General features: G+C 39.8%; 16 protein-coding genes. 13 read left to right on the plus strand and 3 right to left on the minus strand.

The annotated features are described in order from the left end of the window. Positions 1–302 precede the first annotated feature (302 nt). Both rluC and K5Q58_RS14605 read left to right on the plus strand, forming a co-directional pair. Complete coding sequence (rluC, locus tag K5Q58_RS14600; RefSeq protein WP_220754656.1) at positions 303–1259, plus strand: 23S rRNA pseudouridine(955/2504/2580) synthase RluC; 957 nt, start codon at positions 303–305, stop codon at positions 1257–1259. Then, positions 1256–1912 (plus strand): HAD family hydrolase, encoded by a 657-nt coding sequence (locus K5Q58_RS14605; protein WP_220754657.1) that lies wholly within the window; start codon positions 1256–1258, stop codon positions 1910–1912. The genes rluC and K5Q58_RS14605 overlap by 4 nt, the downstream gene beginning before the upstream one ends. A 108-nt stretch (positions 1913–2020) precedes the next feature. Here the strand turns inward: K5Q58_RS14605 and K5Q58_RS14610 are convergent, their stop codons facing one another. Together K5Q58_RS14610 and K5Q58_RS14615 are read right to left on the minus strand one after the other, a co-directional pair. After that, complete coding sequence (locus K5Q58_RS14610) at positions 2021–3244, minus strand: hypothetical protein (protein WP_220754658.1); 1224 nt, start codon at positions 3242–3244, stop codon at positions 2021–2023. Between the two features lie 1116 nt (positions 3245–4360). Beyond that, entirely contained in the window at positions 4361–4975 is a 615-nt protein-coding gene (locus K5Q58_RS14615; RefSeq protein WP_220754659.1) for a nucleoside triphosphate pyrophosphatase, read from the minus strand. 240 nt (positions 4976–5215) lie between these two features. Here K5Q58_RS14615 and yceD point away from each other — a divergent pair, with 240 nt between their 5' ends. From yceD to K5Q58_RS14665, 10 genes are all read left to right on the plus strand, one after another. Continuing rightward, positions 5216–5740, plus strand: coding sequence for a 23S rRNA accumulation protein YceD (yceD, locus tag K5Q58_RS14620; RefSeq protein WP_220754660.1), 525 nt, complete (start codon positions 5216–5218; stop codon positions 5738–5740). A gap of 17 nt (positions 5741–5757) precedes the next feature. Then, positions 5758–5928: a 50S ribosomal protein L32 gene (gene rpmF, locus K5Q58_RS14625; RefSeq protein WP_011496728.1), complete on the plus strand. Its 171-nt coding sequence runs from the start codon at positions 5758–5760 to the stop codon at positions 5926–5928. 15 nt (positions 5929–5943) lie between these two features. Further along, complete coding sequence (gene plsX / locus K5Q58_RS14630) at positions 5944–6972, plus strand: phosphate acyltransferase PlsX (protein ID WP_220754661.1); 1029 nt, start codon at positions 5944–5946, stop codon at positions 6970–6972. A 9-nt stretch (positions 6973–6981) separates the two neighbouring features. Next, positions 6982–7941 carry a beta-ketoacyl-ACP synthase III gene (locus K5Q58_RS14635; protein WP_220754662.1) on the plus strand — a complete coding sequence of 320 codons (960 nt, stop codon included), beginning with the start codon at positions 6982–6984 and terminating at the stop codon, positions 7939–7941. A gap of 201 nt (positions 7942–8142) precedes the next feature. Further along, entirely contained in the window at positions 8143–9069 is a 927-nt protein-coding gene (fabD, locus tag K5Q58_RS14640) for an ACP S-malonyltransferase (RefSeq protein WP_220754663.1), read from the plus strand. 9 nt (positions 9070–9078) lie between these two features. After that, the gene (fabG, locus tag K5Q58_RS14645) at positions 9079–9825 is read left to right on the plus strand and encodes a 3-oxoacyl-ACP reductase FabG (protein ID WP_220754664.1); all 747 of its coding nucleotides are present in this window, start codon (positions 9079–9081) and stop codon (positions 9823–9825) included. Positions 9826–9985: 160 nt separating this feature from the next. Further along, complete coding sequence (gene acpP / locus K5Q58_RS14650; protein WP_011496723.1) at positions 9986–10219, plus strand: acyl carrier protein; 234 nt, start codon at positions 9986–9988, stop codon at positions 10217–10219. Between the two features lie 212 nt (positions 10220–10431). After that, the gene (gene fabF, locus K5Q58_RS14655) at positions 10432–11676 is read left to right on the plus strand and encodes a beta-ketoacyl-ACP synthase II (RefSeq protein WP_220754665.1); all 1245 of its coding nucleotides are present in this window, start codon (positions 10432–10434) and stop codon (positions 11674–11676) included. A gap of 249 nt (positions 11677–11925) precedes the next feature. Continuing rightward, a complete protein-coding gene (locus tag K5Q58_RS14660; protein ID WP_220754666.1) occupies positions 11926–12411 on the plus strand; it encodes an acyl-CoA thioesterase in 486 nt (161 codons plus the stop codon). A 65-nt stretch (positions 12412–12476) separates the two neighbouring features. Then, entirely contained in the window at positions 12477–13349 is an 873-nt protein-coding gene (locus K5Q58_RS14665; RefSeq protein ID WP_220754667.1) for an NAD(P)-dependent oxidoreductase, read from the plus strand. Positions 13350–13467: 118 nt separating this feature from the next. Here the strand turns inward: K5Q58_RS14665 and K5Q58_RS14670 are convergent, their stop codons facing one another. Next, the gene (locus K5Q58_RS14670; RefSeq protein ID WP_220754668.1) at positions 13468–14976 is read right to left on the minus strand and encodes a methyl-accepting chemotaxis protein; all 1509 of its coding nucleotides are present in this window, start codon (positions 14974–14976) and stop codon (positions 13468–13470) included. Positions 14977–15367: 391 nt separating this feature from the next. Here K5Q58_RS14670 and pheS point away from each other — a divergent pair, with 391 nt between their 5' ends. Next, positions 15368–16351 carry a phenylalanine--tRNA ligase subunit alpha gene (pheS, locus tag K5Q58_RS14675; RefSeq protein WP_220754669.1) on the plus strand — a complete coding sequence of 328 codons (984 nt, stop codon included), beginning with the start codon at positions 15368–15370 and terminating at the stop codon, positions 16349–16351. Positions 16352–16361 lie beyond the last annotated feature (10 nt).

The following is a 16361-nucleotide window of genomic DNA, read 5'->3' on the forward strand; positions in this document are numbered from 1 at the left end:
GTTTCAGGAAAACTTTGTAAATAATGATGAAACAGACGGTTTAACTGTAAAAGCAATTCTTATTGCTTTGTGATGTTTACAATTTGCAAATCAATGATTTGCGACCTGCCGTGCTCATGAATTCTACTGAAAAAACACCTTAATAAATTGAGGTTGTGAACATTTTATTCACTGTTTATCCTCAATCACTGCGCAAATATAGCAATAAACAATTTATACAGCAATCAAAACAACGAATTCTTATTGTCCCATCAAGGGAAAACTTAGGGTACAATGTGCGCCGTAATTACTATAGGCGCATCATGAATACAGAAACTCCCACAAAAGTTCAATTGGTCACCATTGATGAAGATCATTTTGAGCAACGCATCGATAATTTTCTCCTCACCAAATTAAAAGGTGTTCCTAAAAGCATGATTTACAGAATCGTGCGCAAAGGTGAGGTGCGTGTAAATAAGAAAAGGATAAAACCTGAGTACAAATTACAAATTGATGATGTAGTGCGTATTCCGCCAGTAAGAATGGCTGAAAAAGATCACCGTACAGCGCCTTCGGCAAAACTGTCGAAAGTAACGCAACTCGAAGCACGTATTATTCATGAAGATAATCACCTTATCGTATTGAATAAACCTGCTGGAATTGCTGTACATGGTGGCAGTGGTGTCGACTTTGGTGTGATTGAAGGCCTTCGTTCATTACGACCGCAACAAAAATTTTTAGAATTAGTGCATCGTTTAGATAAAGATACTTCCGGCGTACTTTTAATTGCTAAAAAGCGCAGTGCACTTAAACATTTGCATGACCAACTCCGAAAAAAGACCATGCAAAAAGATTACATGGCATTAGTGCGTGGTGATTGGCAAGCTAAAGATAAAGTGATTAAAGCACCGTTATTAAAAATCACTTTGAAATCAGGTGAACGTATTGTCAGGGTTAATCCTGAAGGCAAGCCTTCAGAAACCCGTTATAAAATTATGCAGCGTTATCATGGCTGTACTTTAGTCAAGGCAAGCCCTGTTACAGGGCGTACCCATCAAATTCGTGTTCATTGTCAATATGCTGGTCATGCGATTGCGTGTGACGATAAGTACAGTGAGAAAAAGTTTGATGACTCAATGCGAGAAAAAGGGCTAAATCGTTTATTCTTGCACGCTGCAGAGCTTAAGTTTATCCATCCTGAAAATGATGAAGTTAAAACGGTTAAAGCACCTTTAGATGATATCTTGTTATCGACCTTAGAAAAGTTAAAACGCGCATGATTCTAAACACTACCAATCAGTATCAATTAGTAATTTTTGACTGGGACGGCACGTTAATGGATTCAATCGGCAAAATTGTCGATTGTATGCAGTGTGTGGCTTCAGATTTGAGTTTGCCGGTGCCGACTGATCAGCAAGTGCGCGATATCATCGGATTATCAATATTACCAGCCATGGAAAATTTGTTTCCAAATAACGCTGATCAATATGATGATTTACTTGAAGCGTATAAAAATTACTATCTCAATATAAATGTTACTCCTAGCCCTTTATTTGATGGCATCGAAACAGTATTAACTGAAATTCAAGCAGCAGGGCACACGCTAGCAATTGCAACTGGTAAGCGAAGAGCTGGTCTTGATCGCATGTTAGCTGAAACTGGTTTAGGGCAATACTTTATGGCGACACGCTCTGCTGATGAAGCTGAGTCTAAACCACATCCTTCAATGATTACCTCATTACTTGAAGAGCTCAATATTGCGCCAGAGCAAGCGGTAATGGTTGGCGATTCTAAGTTAGATATTGCAATGGCTAATAATGCCGGTGTGAGCAGTATTGCAGTAACCTATGGCGCCCATAGTTTGGAAGAATTATTGAGTCAAAATCCGACAGCTACAGCAAATAAGCCAACTGACATATTGCAGTACCTTTAGCTTATTGTATTCATACTTTAGGTAGATGGTTGCTTAAGTGACTTATGAATAAATAAAAAGCCGATGATTTACTCATCGGCTTTTTTGTGTATAGAACTAAAGCAGAAATTAACCTAGTGGATAAATTACTTGTACTTTAAGTTTAAGATCACAAGAACCTACAGTATCCCAATCAACAGCTTGTGGGTCGAATGATTGGCCATCTGCACCGTAAACTGGTGTGAACCAATCAAAGCTTTTTAGTACGGACTTATGCAAATCAGCTGTGACTTGAATACGAGCACCTGCGTTACGTGGGCCCATATCTGGTGAGCCTTTTTTCACATTAGAGCGCGTATCGTATTCATAGTAATGTACTTCACCGCGTCCATTAGTGATTAAGTTTTTACAAGTATTATTCTTAGTAATAAACAAGTCGATGTAATACTCACCATCATCCTCTAAACTCATACCTGGGCCAAATGTAGCAGAACTTGCTATAGGAGTGCCTTCTTCCATACGGAAAGTAGTGAAAGTAGATGCACCTTTGAAGTTAGAGTAGCTATTTAAGGTGTAAGATTTGCCATCTTCAGGGTATTCATGAGTAATAAACTCACGATTTTCTAGACCACAGGCCGTTTTAAGAGTTGCGACTCCTTCACCTTCAGCAGCTTCTTTCCACTCGTAGAAGGTATTTTGTTTACCCATACGAGTTTCTAAGAATGCAGCGTTTACAAATGAAGCACCATCAGCATTGTAATAGAAAGTGCCTACATTCGATGCGCCTGTGTAGCTATCCCAATTTCCATCAGCTGGATGAGTAGGCATGTCAGGTGCGCCTGGATCAGTAGGGTCAACAGGCTCAACAGGATCTGTTGGCTCAACAGGTTCAGCTGCAAAACTATGACAAGTATCACAAGCCTTACCGCTATCGTGGCCATCGGTGTGACATGAAGTACATGTCGAACCTTCGTTATGCTCAAAAGGGATTTCAGGCATGCCAAATACACCAATTAAACTCGCTTCTGGTGATTTACCATTATTGACATATGGCGAATCTGGGTTTGGATTTTCATATTCGAAATTCACACCGATGTTGGCACATTGTTCTTGGAAGGTACTGACAAAACTAGCAGCTTTGCCATCCAATTCTTCATTGGCATCAGCAAGGGTTAAGTTCGCTTCAGTTAAGTCTTTATTAGCCTCGTCTAACTGTTGATTCTGTTCTGTTAGCTCAGCTATTTGAACTTCTAAATCAGGATTGGGATCAATCGTAACTGTGTCATCATCATTACACGCAGTTAAGGCCAAAATTGAAGCACAAATAAGGCTTAATTTGAATTGTTTGTTCATCATTATGTTCCTTGCTAGCTAGCGCTTAGCATTTAATATTATTTTTATTTCAATCTACAGTTTAAAGCGGTGGATGGGATAAATAGTATTTACCTTAATAGCTTTCATGACGTCCATTTAAATGAATATCTTGTAAAAAATTAGGTGAAACGAATAATTTACTAATTCATCCGTTAATAAAAACGATTAAATACACTTGGCTTTAAAATGTTTGAGTATCTAAATTGATTTAGATGTAATAAAGCAGTGTGGGAAAATCATTTGTGCAATATCGATGTTTTAGTTAACACCTCTGATATTGCAGATTTAATTTTTATTAATTACTAATCCTATTATCTATTATTAGTAATTCCGTGATTGCTTCGGTGAGGAATGTAAATGTTTGCAAAGAATTAGTATGTGATGAATGTCAATTTTATTCTTACATGATAAATGATATTAGTTGCAATGTGATCTAAATGTATATTTAAGTTATTTTGCGAACTAAACATTGGTTTAGCTGAATCTTAAGTTGTTTGGTCGCCTTACTGTGTTCTTGGCTAAGTTAATGTTATTGTTCGTTTTACTGCTCCCTCTCCATGTTGGTGATTTATTTTTATTACAAAGTGATGCTAAATTGCTAATTAGAGTGGGATACATTAATTTATCGTTTCATTAACTTTTTAGGTTTGTTTTTAATCTATAACAATGTAAATATGTTGTCGAACTAGGGAGGTGGTTTATATGAAATGTAAGGTTTTGTATTGAAAGTTGAACATTATATTGAAAGGTAGAGTGTACTTGGTATTTTATTTTTTGTTGGTTATTTTAGTCTGTAATATTTATTGATTAACTTATTTTAATTGTCTCTATGTGAGTTTGTGAATTTCTATTGCAGGCTTTCAATTTTATTAGCATTAATCACTTTTTATTTTGTTGTTTATACTCCTTGCTTCTTAGTCTTCAATAATCATTTTAATTTTATCGGTTATAAGAGGTGGAGGTGAGTTATTCAATGATCAAGACGCTGAACTCTGATGAGCCCGATAATAGTCATTCAAAAATTACCGATTTTAAATTGAACCTTTGATTATCCTTAATAAAGGTTCATATATTTTTTATTAAAAAACGTCACTTTTACAATACTTGAATATCATGTTTTTTAAGTAACTGAATAAGCTTAATCAGTGGTAAGCCAATCAAGGTGTTAGGGTCATCGCCTTCAAGCTTTTCAAACAGAGCGATTCCTAGTCCTTCAGCTTTAAAGCTGCCAGCACAGTATAAAGGTTGTTCTAGTTCAACATAACGCGTAATTTCTGCAAGAGTCAATTCTCTGAAGTGCACGGTAAATGGTTCGATTAAACTGAATACCTGCTTAGTATGACTATTTATTACACTAAGACCTGTATAAAAGGTAATTGCTTTACCTGATGCTTGTTGTAATTGCTTTATAGCTTTTTCAGTAGTGTGAGGTTTACCAATAATTTGACCATCTATTACAGCCACTTGATCAGAACCAATAACAAGTACTGATGAGCTTTCATTTTGATCATTTTTATTTATAGAATTGTATAATTCAGTCCCTGCAAAGGCTTTAGCTTCTGCAAGTCTTAACACTAATGCTTGTGCTGTTTCATTTTCATAGGGGCTTTCGTCTATATTTGGCGATATACACTCGAAGGGCAGTTGTAACTTTTGAAGAATTTCTTTGCGATAAACCGAGGTAGAAGCCAAGATGATTTTGCTATTCATGTTACGTCTTTCATATATTTAGATAATTACGACTATAATAAGTCAAAATTGCGTTCAAATGCAGTAAATTTAGCCGGATCGTGCTTGTGATCGCAGGCTGTGACAGGTAATATTTCGCTTCGATCAATTTTAATGTTGGCGTTTTAGTAAATTGTTCATTTTGTTTAGTTAAGCAATTAACCTCAATTTGGATAAATTTCCTTTGACTCTAGCGTTTTCAAACTATAATATGCGCGCCTTATGCAAACAGTAAAGATACCAGTATCAATTGATCCTATTCGAACTGCAGCCAGCGGCCTTCGTTATGAAGGTGTTGTGCCCGGCAAACAGAATAAGCGATTAAACGAGTTATGTGCTGGCGATTGTTCCGATGTGACAGTGTCGTTAGAATGTGGCGTCGATATTCAGGGGATAGTCTACCTTCGCGGGAAGGCTGTGACGGAGCTCACTCTGCTATGTCAACGTTGCATGACACCATATACCACAGAGGTTACGGTCGACTTCTCCTTTGGTCTTTGTAAGACACAAGAAGAAATCGATGAGCTCCCGGATGCGTATGAGCCGATTGAGTGCAATGAAATTGGTGAAGTTCGTCTGCATCAGTTGATCGAAGATGAATTGATAATCGCTATGCCAATTATTCCTATGCATCAGAATGCTGATTGCAACCTAGGAACAAGTGACATAGCTGTAGGCGAAATCGAGCCCTCTCAAGAGGAGCGTCCAAATCCGTTTGCAGTGTTAGAAAAACTGAAGAGCAAGTAATCTAGGAGACAAGTCAAATGGCTGTACAACAGAATAAAAAATCACGTTCAAAGCGCGGCATGCGCCGTTCACACGATGCATTGAGCACTGCTCAATTATCTGTAGACGCTACTAGCGGTGAATTACATCTACGTCACAACGTGACTGCTGATGGTTTCTACCGCGGTAAAAAGGTTATCAACAAGTAATTTGTTGCTAATCTTATGACGGATCTGACGCTCGCGTTAGATGTGATGGGGGGCGATAATGGCCCCCTCGTCACAGTGCCTGCAGCCTTGCAGGCACTGAAATTCAATTCCCAACTATCCATTATTCTAGTCGGCAACCAAGCTGAAATAGATCCCCATTTAGTTGAAATTGACAGTGCTGTTCGTGCACGAATTCAAATTATTCATACCACTGAAGTTATCACTATGTGTGATAGACCTATCCAAGCTATTCGCTCGCGTAAACAAAGCTCAATGCGTTTGGCGCTAGAGTTAGTTAAAGATGGTAAAGCCCAAGCTTGCGTTAGTGCCGGTAATACTGGTGCATTAATGGCATTGGCTAAGATTTTACTAAAAACGCTTCCTGGCGTTGATAGGCCCGCTTTAGTGAGTTGTTTACCTGCAGTCACAGGTAAACCTGTTTATTTATTGGATCTTGGCGCCAACGTATCCTGTGACTCTGAAACCTTGTTTCAGTTTGCAGTTATGGGCTCAGTGTTATGCGAAGCCGTCCATAAACGCGCCAAACCTAAAGTTGCCTTACTAAACGTCGGTATTGAAGATGTGAAGGGTAACGATCAAGTTCAACAAGCTGCGCAGTATTTAATGGATACTGAACAAGTCAATTACACAGGCTTTGTAGAAGGTGATGAGATATTCACTGGAAGTGTTGATGTCATTGTATGTGACGGCTTTGTTGGCAATATCACATTAAAAACATCTGAAGGCATTGCCAAGTTATTAGTTCACCAATTAAAACGTGGACTAACGCAAGGTTTGTTCGTGCGGATGTTGTCTAAACTCCTCGCTCCACGTATACAATCAGTACTCAGCAAGATGAACCCCGACCACTACAATGGCGCAAGTCTGATAGGATTGCGCGGAATAGTAGTAAAGAGTCATGGAAACGCTGATGAAGCCGCTTACTTACAAGCAATCAATTTAGCTGCTACAGAAGCAAAACGTCGTCTTCCGGAAATGATTAAAGATCGTTTGGAGACGATTCTTTTAGACATCAATAGCTGATCTCATTATATGCATACAAAAATTCTCGGAACTGGTAGTTATCTGCCGGTGCAAGTTCGTAGTAACCTCGATCTAGAAAAAATGGTCGACACTTCAGATCAGTGGATTGTGGAGCGTACAGGTATTTCTGAACGTCGCATTGCTGCTGAAGATGAAACTGTTACAACAATGGGTTATCAAGCTGCATTAAAAGCATTAAAAATGGCAGGTATTGAAGCCAGTGAGTTAGACATGATTGTCTGCGGTACCACAAGCGCCAGTAATGCATTTCCAGCTGCAGCATGCGAAATTCAAAAATTACTCGGTATTCATACGATTCCTGCTTTCGATATCGCTGCGGCGTGTTCAGGTTTTGTTTATGCCTTATCAGTCGCTGACCAGTTTGTTAAAACGGGTGCCGCTAAAAAAGTATTGGTAATTGGCGCTGACGTGTTATCACGCCTGTGTGACCCTGATGACCGTACCACAGTGATATTATTTGGTGACGGCGCTGGCGCTGCAGTTATTGGTGCTAGTGAACAACCAGGTATTATTTCTACCCATATATACGCAGATGGTCGTCAAGGCGATTTATTGAAGTGTTCATTCCCACCGCGAGCAAATGAGTCATCAGAAGCGGTTAGCTTTATGACGATGAAAGGTAATGACGTCTTTAAATTTGCTGTCACTCAGCTTTCTCACGTGGTAACTGAAACATTACGAATTAATAATATTGATAAATCAGAAATTGACTGGTTAGTGCCGCATCAAGCTAACTTTAGAATAATTAAAGCCACAGCTAAGAAGCTCAATATGAGTTTAGACAAAGTGGTTTTAACGCTGGCGAAGCATGGTAATACTTCTGCTGCATCTGTGCCTATTGCATTAGATGAAGCGGTAAGAGATGGCAGAATTCAACGCGGCCAACTGATTTTATTAGAAGCATTTGGCGGCGGTTTTGCTTGGGGCAGCGCACTTGTGCGTTTTTAGTATTAGTGCGCTTGTTCGCTTTTAGCCTTAGCGCACCAGTAAGATTCTAGATTTATTGTTAAAACGTCAGTAAGATATTTTTAGTTTATGAACAGAGCACTCATTAACTAACTGTTCTCTATCGTTAAAGTTTTGGTATGCAATGCTTTAAAATATGACGAATATTTCATTTTTCATGAACGAATAAAGGTAATAAATACAATGGAAAATATGGCTTTTGTTTTTCCTGGACAAGGTTCTCAAGCTGTTGGCATGTTAGCTGATTTAGCTGCTGAATTCCCAGTTGTAACAGATACGTTTGCCGAGGCAAGTGAAGTATTAGGTTACGATTTATGGGCGTTGACTCAAGATGGGCCAGCAGAAAACCTTAATGAAACTGATAAAACACAACCTGCATTATTAACAGCAAGTGTTGCAATTTTCCGTGCTTATGAAGCAAGCGGCGCAGCTAAGCCTAGCTTGCTTGCAGGACATAGCTTAGGTGAATACTCTGCACTAGTGTGTGCAGGAGTAATTAATTTTGCTGATGCAGTAAAATTAGTAGAGCTTCGTGGTCAGTTAATGCAACAAGCTGTACCAGCAGGAACAGGTGCTATGTTTGCGATTATTGGTCTGGATAACGATGCTATTGCCAAAGCTTGTGAAGAATCAGCAAATGGTGCAGTTGTTAGCCCTGTTAATTTTAACAGTCCTGGTCAAGTGGTTATTGCTGGCGAAAAAGAAGCAGTAGAAAGAGCAGCAGCAGCATGTAAAGCTGCTGGAGCTAAAATGGCCGTTGCCTTGCCTGTCAGTGTGCCGTCTCATTGCGCGTTAATGAAACCTGCTGCTGATAAATTAGCTGATGCACTTGCACAGCTGACATTTAATGAACCAAATATCACAGTTATTAATAACGTTGATGTTGCGACACCGACCTCTGGAAGCGATATTAAAGATGCCTTAGTTCGTCAGCTTTACTGCCCAGTTCGTTGGAGCGAATCAGTTGAATTAATGGCCGAAAAAGGTATTACAGATTTAGTGGAAATGGGCCCAGGGAAAGTGTTAACTGGCTTAACAAAAAGAATTAATAAATCATTAAAGGGGCAGGCGGTAAATAACGCGGCTTCTTTATCTGCTTTAATCCAATAAGGAATTTTCATGAGCATTAGCTTTAATTTAACTGGCAAAGTTGCTTTAGTGACTGGCGCAAGTCGCGGTATTGGCCGTGCTATTACTGAAACCTTAGTCGAAGCCGGCGCTGTAGTTATTGGTACTGCAACGAGCGAAAAAGGTGCTGCTGCAATCCAAGAATACCTTGGTGATAAAGGTCACGGTTTAGTATTAAACGTCACTGACAAAGAATCAGTTGCGCAATTATTCGCCCAGATCAAAGAAAAAGCCGGTGATGTTGATATTCTTGTCAATAGCGCGGGTATCACACGTGATAATTTATTAATGCGTATGAAAGACGATGAGTGGCAAGATATTCTTGATACTAACTTAACGTCGCTATTTAGGTTATCAAAACCTGTTATGCGCTCTATGATGAAAAAACGTAATGGACGTATCATCAATATTGGTTCAGTTGTAGGAACCATGGGCAATGCAGGGCAAGTTAATTACTCAGCTGCTAAAGCTGGTTTGATTGGATTTACAAAATCTCTTGCAAGAGAGGTTGCATCTCGTCAAATAACAGTGAATGCTATTGCACCAGGTTTCATTCAAACTGACATGACAGATGAGCTAAATGAAGAACAACAGCAAGCTATCATGTCTCAAGTGCCAATGGAGCGTTTAGGGCAAGCACAAGAGATTGCTAACGCAGTATTATTTTTAGCATCTGATTCTGCTGCTTACATTACAGGTGAGACCCTGCATGTAAATGGTGGAATGTACATGGTTTAATCGCCTGTAAGGGCAACGACTTTTATTGAATCTGGATTGATATCAAAGTATGATAATTTTCGTGGTTAGACCACGAAAACTAAGCTTGCATTGTCAGCTGGATCGAATAAACTACTCGCAATCTTACGCAAGTGTGTAATTTGAATAGGAAAGAAAACTAATGAGCAACATCGAAGAACGTGTAAAGAAAATCATCATTGAGCAACTTGGCGTTAAGGAAGAAGACGTTAAATCAGCTGCATCATTCGTAGACGATTTAGGTGCAGATTCTCTGGACACTGTTGAATTGGTTATGGCTCTAGAAGAAGAGTTTGATACCGAGATCCCTGATGAAGAAGCTGAAAAGATCACTACTGTTCAAGCAGCGATCGATTACGTTTCAAAAAATCAGTAATCCCAGATTCACAAAAACAGGTGGCATTTATGCCGCCTGTTTTTGTTTCTGAAGTCGATACTATTCGACTAGACTTATTTCCAAAGTGTTAATCCTTCAGCTCGCTTCTTATCTGCTCAATGCTAAATGTACCCAGTACAAAGTCATTGATGATGGATTAACCCATACTGTTTATTGTTGGCTTATGCCTAATTATTTCAAAGGTGACTACTGTGTCTAAACGTCGTGTCGTGATTACAGGCCTAGGACTAGTTACTCCAGTGGGTAACGATGTCGATTCTTCTTGGCAATCTTTATTAGCAGGTAAAAGTGGTATTGAACCCATTACCAAATTTGATGCAACTGATTTTGGCACTCGCTTCAGTGGCTCTGTTAAAGATTTTGACGTTGAGCAGTACTTATCACGTAAAGATGCTCGTAAAATGGATTTGTTTATCCAATACGGCATGGCTGCAGGTATCCAAGCGATGAATGATGCTGGTTTGGATATGGAACAAGAAAATCCTTCTCGCGTCGGTACTGCGATTGGTGCAGGCATGGGCGGCATGCCTTTAATTGAGCAAAATCATGCAGCTTTGTTAAAAGGTGGCCCGCGTAAAGTGTCTCCATTCTTTGTACCAAGCACCATTATTAATATGATTTCTGGCCATTTATCAATTAAATATGGCATGACAGGCCCTAACTTTGCAGTCACAACGGCCTGTACGACAGGTGTGCATAACATTGGTTTTGCCGCTCGTACTATCGCTTATGGCGATGCCGATGTGATGGTGGCAGGTGGCGCTGAAGATGTGACTTCTCCGCTTGCTGTGGCTGGCTTTGGCTCAGCTAAAGCGTTATCAACTCGTAATGAAGAACCACAAGCGGCCAGTCGTCCTTGGGATAGAGACCGTGACGGTTTTGTGATTGGTGATGGCGCTGGTGTCATGGTGATGGAAGAATATGAGCACGCTAAAGCCCGCGGCGCAAAAATTTATGCTGAGTTAGTTGGGTTTGGCATGAGTGGCGATGCATTCCACATGACTTCGCCTCCAGCTGATGGTGCAGGCGCAGCCGCTGCAATGGTCAACGCAATCAATGATGCGCAAATTGCTAATGAGAAAGTGGGTTATATTAATGCTCATGGCACATCAACTCCTGCTGGCGATAAAGCGGAAGCTGCTGCAGTCAAATCAGTATTTGGCCCACATGCATATGACTTATTAGTGAGTTCAACTAAGTCTATGACCGGCCATTTATTAGGTGCTGCAGGTTCGGTTGAAGCGATCGTGACCATTTTGGCTTTACGTGATCAAATTGTGCCGCCAACAATCAATTTAGATAACCCTGATGAAGGCTGCGATTTAGATTTTGTTGCCCATAAAGCAAAAGAGCATACATTTGATTATGCTTTGTGTAATTCATTTGGTTTTGGCGGGACTAACGGATCGCTTTTATTTAAAAAAGGCGATGCGTAAATCGTAAAGCTTTATAGGTGCTTGATGATAAAGCAGTCACTAAGGTGGCTGTTTTTTTTTGCCTCATATATATCAAGATGTTGCTTAATGAAAGTTAGAATGAAGAATATGAAATCAACGCTATAAAATAGGTGATTTGTTTAGCGAATATTCAGTCCAAGATATTAATTAAATCAAACAAGATGAATTTATCCATTTAAGCAGCAAAGTATCGTAAACTGTTGCGAGTGCAACAATTTAGGAGGCGTTATGGCCGGAGTAGATAGAGAGATCACCTTACGATTTTTAGCAGAACCTGCTGATGTAAACTTTGGCGGAAAAGTCCATGGTGGCGCTGTAATGAAATGGATTGATTTAGCCGCCTATGCAGGTGCAGCCGGCTGGAGTGGAAAATACTGTATTACCGTTTATGCGGGTGGTATTCGCTTTGTTAAACCTATCCATGTAGGCAATATTGTTGAGGTGAGTGCCAAAGTCATTTATACCGGCACTTCTTCAATGCATTTAGGCATTGATGTAAAAGCTGGCGATCCTAAAGAACCTGATCGTCATTTAACCACCCATTGTATTGTGATTATGGTTGCAGTAGACGATGATGGTAAACCGACTTCCGTGCCTGAATGGATCCCTCAAAATGAAGATGATATTCGTTTAAGAGATTCGGCACTCAGATTAATGGATATGCGTAAGCGCATTGGTGCTGAAATGGAAGCCCATGTAAAACCTGCACTTTAAGTTTTAGATACTAGAAACTCACATAGTTAATAGCATTCACTCATTAGAATAATAAGAAGGATATTATGGCGAAAGTAGCATTTATTGGCCTTGGCGTTATGGGGTACCCGATGGCGGGACATCTTGTTAAGCAGGGCCATCAAGTTACGGTTTATAATCGCACCACTGCAAAAGCTAAACAATGGACACATGATTACCAAGGTGAATTTGCACTAACTCCTGCATTGGCTGCAAAAGACCAAGATATTGTCTTTACCTGTGTTGGTAATGACGATGATTTAAGGCAAGTGGTCCTTGGTGAAAATGGTGTTATTAACGGTATTAAATCTGGCGCTATTTTAGTGGACCATACCACGGCATCAGCAGATGTTGCCCGTGAAGTGGCAGCGATATTGGCTGATAAAAATATTGAATTTCTTGATGCTCCAGTTTCTGGCGGCCAAGCGGGTGCTGAAAATGGCGTACTTACTGTGATGATGGGGGGTAAAGAGTCTGTATTTAATCAAGTTAAGCCAGTTATTGAATCGTACAGTCGCTGTGCCGAATTGCTGGGTGAAGTAGGTGCAGGCCAGTTAACGAAAATGGTAAATCAGATTTGTATTGCAGGTGTGGTACAAGGGCTTGCTGAGGGCTTACATTTTGCTAAAAGTGCTGGACTTGATGGTTTAAAAGTAGTTGAAGTTATTAGTAAAGGTGCTGCGCAAAGCTGGCAAATGGAAAACCGATACCAAACAATGTGGCAGGGTGAATATGATTTTGGATTTGCCATTGATTGGATGCGAAAAGATTTAGGCATTGCACTGGAAGAAGGGCGCCGAAATGGCAGTCATTTACCTGTTACAGCGTTAGTGGATCAATTCTACTCTGAGGTGCAGGCGATGAAAGGTAATCGTTGGGATACGTCTAGCTTATTAGCGCGTTTAGAAAAGAACCGATAACGTAACAAGTTGTCACTTTAATGTTTGCATTTTAGGTTTTAGAATAAAAAAAGCTCGTCACCAATAGTGACGAGCTTTTTATAGATTGTAGTTAATTTTATCTGTTAGAAATAGTAAATTAAATTTTGAGTCCAATCATCAATTTATCTAATTCTTCAGCAGTACTGTTAAGTTCATTACAGCCTGACACCGATAGATTAGCCGCTTCTTCAACATTATGAGATTGGTTTCTAATTTCCATTAAATTAGAGGCTATTTCATTCGCCACAGCAGACTGTTCTTCTGCTGACGTTGCAATTAACACACTCATCTCGAACACCTTCCCACTGTGATGAGCAATACTTGCTAAATCCTCTCCGGTTTGCAGTACATGTTTTTTACCTTCTTCAGCTTGATCAACAGTTCGCGACATCACCTGAGTCAGGTTTTGTGTTCCAGATTGTAACGCTTCAATCATGGTTTTAATTTCTACTGTGGCGGACTGAGTGCGCCCTGCAAGGGTTCTCACTTCATCAGCAACAACAGCAAAGCCGCGACCTTGTTCACCAGCGCGCGCTGCCTCAATAGCGGCATTGAGCGCCAATAGGTTAGTTTGTTCAGAAATAGCATTAATGGTCGTTACCACAGCATCAATTTTACTGGCATTGTCATTGAGTTCGTTGACCGCATCAGACGCGCCAGCGATTTCAGTTGAAAGTAAATCAATGGCTTGAACCGTGGTTTCGATGTCATTTGAACCAGCAGTCACTTGATTGTTTGCTTCTTGAGTTTCAGATGAAGATTGCTCGGCATTACGAGCTACTTCTTTTACCGCAGCAGTCATTTCTTCCATCGCGGTAGCTAGCGAGTCTAAATGCTGACGTTGATTCACTGCAACGGCTTGGCCATCTTCTGCCGTGGTTCTAAACCCGTGAACGACTTGCCTGATTTGCTCTGTCGCCTGTGTCATTTGTAAAACAAGTTTATGTTGTCTATCAACAAGTTCATCAACGCTGATGGCAAGTAAACTGAACTCATCAGGGACTTCAAAAAAGTTTAATCGACTGGTTAAATCACCGTCCGTAGCTCTTCTAAGTGCCATCACGGTTGTGTAGAGCGCTCCGCCGATAAAGGTTGAAATATAGTAAGAAAATAGAAAAATGATGATGATGATTATTGTCATTAATAAATAAGCTAAGTTGTTATCATCACTTGTTTTTTCTTCGATAGTTTGATGTTTAATTTGGGTTGTAATGACAATATCGTGTGCATTAACTTCACTAAATACGGTAAACCCAGTACTGGTTTCAATTGACCCGCCGCCCTGGCGTGCAATTTGCTGCTCTTGGCGAGTAAGAGTATCAATATTAACCGCACGGCTTGAGCCATCTAAATCGGATAAAAAGGCTTGATGCTTATCTTCATCAAGTAGATTTAGTGCTACATCAACAGCGTGATTGTATGTGTTATTTAACGATACCGCCTCGTCAATTTCAGCTTTAGCTAAGGTAGTTTGAAAACTATTAATAAGTGTAAAAGTAAGTAATAAAATTAGAGCTATTGGAACAATTGCCAAGATGGTGAACTTTGCTTTGATTGATAACTTAATCAAAAATTGATCTACCCACCTGAACTTTACTTCTTTCATGCTTACCTCTTAATTTTATTACGCAATACAATTGTATCGGATGTAACGACATAAACTTTAGTTTGACTTTCAATAAATTTAAAATGAAGAAGGCTATTTTTCACAAGTATTGAGATATTTATTAATAGAAAAAATTACAATTTACGATATAAGTTTTTTTCAAGTTTAAATGAAACAAGACCATTAGAAGCTAACTCATGATAATGCAGGAGTTTACTGGCTTTAATTACAATAAATGCTAGCCAAATAAGCCTAGGTCACGTAAAATCTCATCTTTTGTTTTAACCCCATGCTTTAGGTTTAATTTAACATTAAAACTTAGACTAAATATGTCGTCCGTACCTTGGGCGCCCAAACGCATTTGATATGCAAGAATGCAGTGGAAGATATAATGCAGCAGTTAACTGAGATCGTAGAACAAGCCTTAGAAGTAATTGGTAAGGCCAGTGATCTAAAGGCATTGGATGATATCCGTGTCGATTACCTTGGTAAGAAAGGTAAGATCACTGACATGATGAAATTGATGGGTAGCTTAAGTCCAGCAGAGAAACCTGCTTTTGGACAAGCAGTCAACCAAGCTAAACAAGCGGTACAGAAAGAACTTTCTGAGCGCATTGAAGGCTTAAAGGCTGCAGAGTTAGAAGCGCAACTTATCGCTGAGCAAATCGATGTTACCTTACCAGGTCGTACCATTGAATTGGGTGGACTTCACCCAGTGACACGTACTATCGAACGTATTGAAACTTTCTTTGGTGAGTTAGGATTCTCTGTTAAAAACGGTCCTGAAATTGAAGATGATTTTCATAACTTCGATGCATTGAACATTTCTGAGCATCATCCTGCTCGTGCTGATCATGACACTTTCTATTTCAACCCGAAAGTAATGCTCCGTACGCAAACTTCAGGTGTTCAAATTCGTACAATGGAACACGAAAAGCCGCCTTTACGTATTATCTCTCCAGGCCGTGTTTACCGTAACGATTACGATCAAACTCATACGCCGATGTTCCACCAAGTGGAAGGTCTGCTAGTTGATGAAAAAGTTAACTTTGCTGAATTAAAAGGCATTTTGCATGACTTCTTACGTAACTTCTTCGAAGAAGATTTAGAAGTGCGTTTCCGTCCGTCTTACTTCCCGTTTACTGAGCCTTCAGCTGAAGTCGACGTAATGGGTAAGAACGGTAAATGGTTAGAAGTATTAGGTTGCGGTATGGTGCATCCTAACGTACTTCGCAGTGTCGGTATCGACCCTGAAAAATACTCTGGTTTTGCTTTCGGTATGGGTGTTGAGCGTTTAACAATGCTGCGTTACGGCGTAAATGACCTACGTGCCTTCTTCGAAAACGATTTACGTTTTCTTAAGCAATTCAAATAACGGAGCGATA

It is taken from the genome of Shewanella sp. KT0246 (assembly GCF_019654955.1).
GTDB lineage: Bacteria > Pseudomonadota > Gammaproteobacteria > Enterobacterales > Shewanellaceae > Shewanella > Shewanella goraebulensis.

Bases quoted from the DNA above. Each gene is read 5' to 3' on its own strand.
- rluC (WP_220754656.1), top strand. From the start codon at position 303: ATGAATACAGAAACTCCCACAAAAGTTCAATTGGTCACCATTGATGAA.
- K5Q58_RS14605 (WP_220754657.1), top strand. From the start codon at position 1,256: ATGATTCTAAACACTACCAATCAGTATCAATTAGTAATTTTTGACTGG.
- K5Q58_RS14610 (WP_220754658.1), bottom strand. From the start codon at position 3,244: ATGAACAAACAATTCAAATTAAGCCTTATTTGTGCTTCAATTTTGGCC.
- K5Q58_RS14615 (WP_220754659.1), bottom strand. From the start codon at position 4,975: ATGAATAGCAAAATCATCTTGGCTTCTACCTCGGTTTATCGCAAAGAA.
- yceD (WP_220754660.1), top strand. From the start codon at position 5,216: ATGCAAACAGTAAAGATACCAGTATCAATTGATCCTATTCGAACTGCA.
- rpmF (WP_011496728.1), top strand. From the start codon at position 5,758: ATGGCTGTACAACAGAATAAAAAATCACGTTCAAAGCGCGGCATGCGC.
- plsX (WP_220754661.1), top strand. From the start codon at position 5,944: ATGACGGATCTGACGCTCGCGTTAGATGTGATGGGGGGCGATAATGGC.
- K5Q58_RS14635 (WP_220754662.1), top strand. From the start codon at position 6,982: ATGCATACAAAAATTCTCGGAACTGGTAGTTATCTGCCGGTGCAAGTT.
- fabD (WP_220754663.1), top strand. From the start codon at position 8,143: ATGGAAAATATGGCTTTTGTTTTTCCTGGACAAGGTTCTCAAGCTGTT.
- fabG (WP_220754664.1), top strand. From the start codon at position 9,079: ATGAGCATTAGCTTTAATTTAACTGGCAAAGTTGCTTTAGTGACTGGC.
- acpP (WP_011496723.1), top strand. From the start codon at position 9,986: ATGAGCAACATCGAAGAACGTGTAAAGAAAATCATCATTGAGCAACTT.
- K5Q58_RS14660 (WP_220754666.1), top strand. From the start codon at position 11,926: ATGGCCGGAGTAGATAGAGAGATCACCTTACGATTTTTAGCAGAACCT.
- K5Q58_RS14665 (WP_220754667.1), top strand. From the start codon at position 12,477: ATGGCGAAAGTAGCATTTATTGGCCTTGGCGTTATGGGGTACCCGATG.
- K5Q58_RS14670 (WP_220754668.1), bottom strand. From the start codon at position 14,976: ATGAAAGAAGTAAAGTTCAGGTGGGTAGATCAATTTTTGATTAAGTTA.
- pheS (WP_220754669.1), top strand. From the start codon at position 15,368: ATGCAGCAGTTAACTGAGATCGTAGAACAAGCCTTAGAAGTAATTGGT.